Source organism: Aneurinibacillus terranovensis DSM 18919, from assembly GCF_000430625.1.
GTDB classification, from domain to species: Bacteria; Bacillota; Bacilli; order Aneurinibacillales; family Aneurinibacillaceae; genus Aneurinibacillus_B; species Aneurinibacillus_B terranovensis.
Window position 1 is genome coordinate 11421 of the sequence record NZ_KE387183.1, and the last position, 4867, is coordinate 16287.

General features: G+C 41.7%; 5 protein-coding genes and 6 tRNA genes. 2 read left to right on the forward strand and 9 right to left on the reverse strand.

The genetic code is table 11. The annotated features are described in order from the left end of the window. Positions 1-532: 532 nt before the first annotated feature. A complete protein-coding gene (locus H525_RS27730; RefSeq protein ID WP_155837530.1) occupies positions 533-700 on the forward strand; it encodes a hypothetical protein in 168 nt (55 codons plus the stop codon). Positions 701-924: 224 nt separating this feature from the next. After that, on the forward strand, positions 925-1257 hold the full coding sequence (locus H525_RS0122185) for a YckD family protein (protein WP_027417988.1): 333 nt from the start codon (positions 925-927) through the stop codon (positions 1255-1257). Between the two features lie 966 nt (positions 1258-2223). Here the strand turns inward: H525_RS0122185 and H525_RS0122190 are convergent. The 9 genes from H525_RS0122190 to H525_RS0122235 form a co-directional block, all read right to left on the reverse strand. Beyond that, a complete protein-coding gene (locus H525_RS0122190; RefSeq protein ID WP_027417989.1) occupies positions 2224-2667 on the reverse strand; it encodes an Hsp20/alpha crystallin family protein in 444 nt (147 codons plus the stop codon). Between the two features lie 729 nt (positions 2668-3396). Then, entirely contained in the window at positions 3397-3693 is a 297-nt protein-coding gene (locus tag H525_RS0122200) for a hypothetical protein (protein WP_027417990.1), read from the reverse strand. 3 nt (positions 3694-3696) lie between these two features. After that, positions 3697-3867 (reverse strand): hypothetical protein, encoded by a 171-nt coding sequence (locus tag H525_RS27735; protein ID WP_155837531.1) that lies wholly within the window; start codon positions 3865-3867, stop codon positions 3697-3699. 376 nt (positions 3868-4243) lie between these two features. Continuing rightward, positions 4244-4320: transfer RNA gene (locus H525_RS0122210), tRNA-Ile, on the reverse strand. A gap of 4 nt (positions 4321-4324) precedes the next feature. After that, a tRNA-Ser gene (locus H525_RS0122215) sits at positions 4325-4416 on the reverse strand. Positions 4417-4455: 39 nt separating this feature from the next. Next, a tRNA-Met gene (locus tag H525_RS0122220) sits at positions 4456-4532 on the reverse strand. Positions 4533-4543: 11 nt separating this feature from the next. Continuing rightward, positions 4544-4620, reverse strand: a tRNA-Pro gene (locus H525_RS0122225). Positions 4621-4631: 11 nt separating this feature from the next. Beyond that, positions 4632-4708, reverse strand: a tRNA-Arg gene (locus tag H525_RS0122230). A 26-nt stretch (positions 4709-4734) separates the two neighbouring features. Beyond that, a tRNA-Gly gene (locus H525_RS0122235) sits at positions 4735-4810 on the reverse strand. Positions 4811-4867: the final 57 nt, after the last annotated feature.

Consider the following 4867-nt stretch of genomic DNA (forward strand, 5'->3'; position numbering starts at 1 on the left):
ACTGTAAAGCAACATATACTTTCTTTAACGGTAAAAAATGCCCCGGATTCTGCCACCCGGAGCCTTTTCTTATCTCACAATAAAAAAAGATGCTACGGGTGCCTTAAGAACCCGGCGCATCTTCTACCTTATTTCATAGTATTCCACACGCTGGAGCTACAATAGAAGACACCCGGGTCGAAAAGATTGAACGTTGTAAAATTTAGTAGCTCATCATGGAAAGGAGAGGGTTAGTCATGCACACCTTTAGACAAGCAGCTATGAAAAACATTGGGAACCATTCTGCCACTCTTTCCACTCTTGCTTTTTATTTAATGTTCTTTATATGGATAAACAAATGGGAGGCCTCTGCCAGGAAACGGTGGAGACCTCTTCGCTGTTCCGCTCATTTCAATCCAGCGGCTAATTATTACATAACCGGGTTCAAAAAAATCAATGTCATATAATCTTACAAATAAACGATAAGAAATGTTGGTTTGTTATAAAATCATTAAAACATATAACAAAGCTTAGCAGAGAAAGGTGGCGCAACATGATGGCGCTGTTAGGGAGAATTGTTTTTTTACAAAAACTAAAAGATGAGTTGATTGAAAAAATAAAGGAACCTTCTACAACCTACTCTCAAATGACAGAAATCCACAAACAAATACGCCAGATCAATTTAGAAATACAAAAGATTAGGCGGACCGTTGATTACTAATCCACCACTATCGTAGTTACAGAAAATATACAGTAAACCCGGCATGAGTACTACTCGACCAACTCTGCCGGTTCTCCTACTATTTTGCACTCTGATGGCGATGAAAAGCCTGAATTTGATATGCTTCAACGTTTGGTGTGCTTCCTTTTTCCATTTTTCCATGCATAAAAATATAGGTACGAACAGAAAATAAGAGAATAATTTAGAAGGGAGTGTTTCTTTCCATGCGTAAATTTCGGAAGGCTCTCGCAGCCGCAATGATGCTGTCACTACCGGTACTCGGTTCGATTCCAGCACAAGCAGCGGACATTCCAACCACCCATTCAGAAAAGATGTCCGCACAGTTATCGGAACAGCAGAAACGTGAATTAGCTTCTCTTTACAAAGACATTTTAGAGAAACAAAAAGAGGTTGTCTCCAAATACGTAAAATATGGTGTCGTCACAGAGGAAAAAGGGAATGAAATCGTTGCCAGGTTGGACAAACGCTACCAAAAACTTGAGGAAAATGGTTTTATCCCTCCACGGCACAAACATGAACGGAAACAGCCGCATTAAGCGACATCACAGATTTTATCAACATTTCGCACCAGCAATATAAACGCCTCCTGCCACTGCCGGCAGGAGGCGTTGCTATAATTAGGAAAGCTGTCGAGCTTCACGCTATACTACAGCGTATGTGGGCAGCGTAGGGCTTAGAACTGATTTAGTGGTAAATCTGCAAGTTCGTTGATGCAACTATCGCAAATCTTTCTCCCTGTGAACTACCCCCCACTTAGCTAACGCTTGAAGTGGGGGCTTCTCAAGTAATATCTGCCAACGCAGATAAATTGATTGAGCCAACCCCGTTGTTCCAACGGTTAGTAGAAATCGTTTGTACGTTGGAATGGTCATAGTGAGCTTGGTTTTCGCCTATGACCAAAGTGACGGTGCAAACATTTTACATGGCAACACATGATTTGCCACCACCCCATATGTTTGATTGTCAAAAAACACGCAAAAGATTCTTACTTGTAGATTAGCATATCGTCGGACAAGAACAGGCAAAAGCCTGTCCTTGTCCGAAGCCAATTCATCTCCCACTTTCACTGGTGCTATCGCACCTTCACGTTTAGAAGCGGGAGATGAACTGGATAAAAAAGTTAAATTATACAGATTTGTGTATTTTCACAAAAACGGCGCAGGATACACCTCCGTCAAAATCGTCAAAATATATTCAAAAAAAGAATTCTCGCTCAAAAAGATGCTATTGCTTATACATAAAAACTTGTTTTTGCATAACATGTACTCAAACAGTATTGCATGATGGGTAGTTTCTTTGGAATAGGAAATGAGATTGGGGTTATTCTTGTTCTCTTTATCCTGATAACCATTATTGCTTGCAGTTGTGGAGCATTAGCGTGTTGAACACATGGGGTGGGCCTTCTCCACCTCATCCAGCAAAATGACGGATTTGTATTGAAAAAATACACACAACAGAAGTGTTAACCGTAACATTTCCATTGTGTGTATTTAACAACCATTTTATTCGATCGTAACACGTTTGTCGGCAGGTACTGACGTCACTTTTTTCGGAATTTCCAGCTTGAGTACGCCATCCTGAAGTTTGGCTTTAATATGGTCTTCATCGATATGTTCCACATAGAAGCGGCGGACAAATTCGCCGTGATAGCGCTCTTTACGAATGACTTTATCATGCTTGTCTTTCTCTTCCTCTTGGCGGTTCCGCGTAGCCTTGATCGTTAAATAACCGTTGCTGTAGTTGACTTCGATATCGTCTTTGCTAAACCCCGGCAGCTCGGCTTCAATCAAATAAGCCTGTTTCGTTTCACGAATGTCCGTGCAGAAGTGGTGCGTATTGCTGTTCAAGGGAGCAAGGAAGTTTTGCTCAAACAAATCGTGGAAGGACTTCAGCATGCTGCCAACCACATCCTCGTTTTTTCTACGGAATGGAACTAAGTCAAACATACATAAACTCCTCCTTCATTTATTTATGTTTTGCTTTACACCTTCATTATAGGGCTCATGCTTCGATATATTCAAACGTCAATAACGGTTGTTTTTGCTGGTTTTTCACGGAATTTGGCCGAATACCAGAGCATCCTTTTTATATTCTTTGACTTTGACTATCTTTGACTTTAATCAATGTTCGTTTCATCGTCTTGTTCCGAAGAAGGTTGCATGGGCAAATTTAACATCTCGAAATCCTGAAGCTGAACATCATATCGCACGCTTACCGACAACTGGGGTTGAGAGGAGAGTCCAAGCGTGATCAGGAGACATACCTTGTATGGTAAGGTGTCGTCATTGCAATCTCCTGCAAATATGAATAAATCTGGTTCTCTATACCTATTCCACAAAACAACACCAAAACCCTGCATTCGACTTTTTATAGAGGTGATGATTGTAAATTACCTTAATTTCTGCGATTGAAAAGTTAGGAGGCACGAACGAGAAAAGTCAGGTGCAAATGTTGGCGACAAAAAATATTGAGCAATACAAACGGATGGAGAGCTTCAAAACAGAGCAGGGGAAGGAGTATCGAATCTTTAAGGCGAAAAAGGCAAAAATTCCACTCTTGACAAATTTCGTCTCGGGGATAATGTGAGGAAATAATTTGTGCAGTCGCTATATATAACCCAAGCCTCAGTAAAGTACTTTACCAAGACTCTTCTTTTGATATTCAATATATCGGTCTTATTTAGATGACCCAAGTAATTTCGATTTAAAAGCTGTATCATCTACTTCCGCAATACAATTAGCTTTGGCATAGGAACTGTCACCAAGACCATCGGCTTTAACACTAAACAATGGTACTTTCCATTTGTCATATGGGTTATCAAAATCTTTAATCTTAGAATGAGTCAATGCCACAAATAAAGCAACAATCGGAACGCCATCGTTAATCTCTATAATTACGACAGGTCTTGTTGCTTTTTCACCGTTACTGTATTCAACTTCAAACCAATAAACATCTCTGACGTTAAGTGCCATTTTTTATTTTTTAAATTCCTCAAACCATTTACGCTGAATCGGATCGGCAGCATTTGCTTGTGCTATACCTTTAACTACGTTCAAACGAGGAACCCTCGATTTAAATTTGGGATGATTAGATAATTTATTTGTAGAATTAGCAGCTAATCTCATTTCCTCATCCTCCTTGTCCATCGCATACACCTCCTAAAAAGTTAGGGATCGTTTTAGGTGAAGTGTATGCAACTACTAAGCAATAGTATACCATCAATACAATTGAATTCGTGATTTCGATCTTATTAAATGGTAAAAGTGACAAAATACGAAATCATAAGAATCCAGTAACTAAGCCATATTCAATTGATCGATTGACCAAAAATCCGATTTGCCCCATAATCGAACTGTTCAAAATCCCCAGACATGCAAAAACCCTTGATTTCTCAAGGGTTTTCTAAATGACCTGTGCAGGGTTCGAACCAGCGACCCCCACCCTGTCAAGACGGTGCTCTCCCGGCTGAGCTATCGGCTCATTTTATTAATCCTAATAAATAGAATTACTAACTAGGTGAACTGGTGGGCCTAGGCTGACTCGAACAGCCGACCTCACGCTTATCAGGCGTGCGCTCTAACCAACTGAGCTATAGGCCCTTTATGGCGGAGAAGGAGGGATTCGAACCCTCGCACAGTTTGACCCGTCTACTCCCTTAGCAGGGGAGCCCCTTATAACCACTTGGGTACTTCTCCAAAACTTGCAGATCCTTCTATAAAGCCACAGAGATTAAATGGTAGCGGCGGAGGGGATCGAACCCCCGACCTTACGGGTATGAACCGTACGCTCTAGCCAGCTGAGCTACACCGCCAAAATGCAAAATGGTCGGGAAGACAGGATTTGAACCTGCGACCCCCTGGTCCCAAACCAGGTGCTCTACCAAGCTGAGCCACTTCCCGAAACAAAAAAATGGCGTGCCCGGAGAGACTCGAACTCCCAACCTTCTGATTCGTAGTCAGACACTCTATCCGATTGAGCTACGGGCACGTATATTTCATTTAATTAAGCTATAATGGAGCGGACAACGAGACTCGAACTCGCGACCCCGACCTTGGCAAGGTCGTGCTCTACCAACTGAGCTATGTCCGCATAAAACAGTGGTGCGGATGAAGGGACTTGAACCCCCACGGTGTTGCCACCACTAGA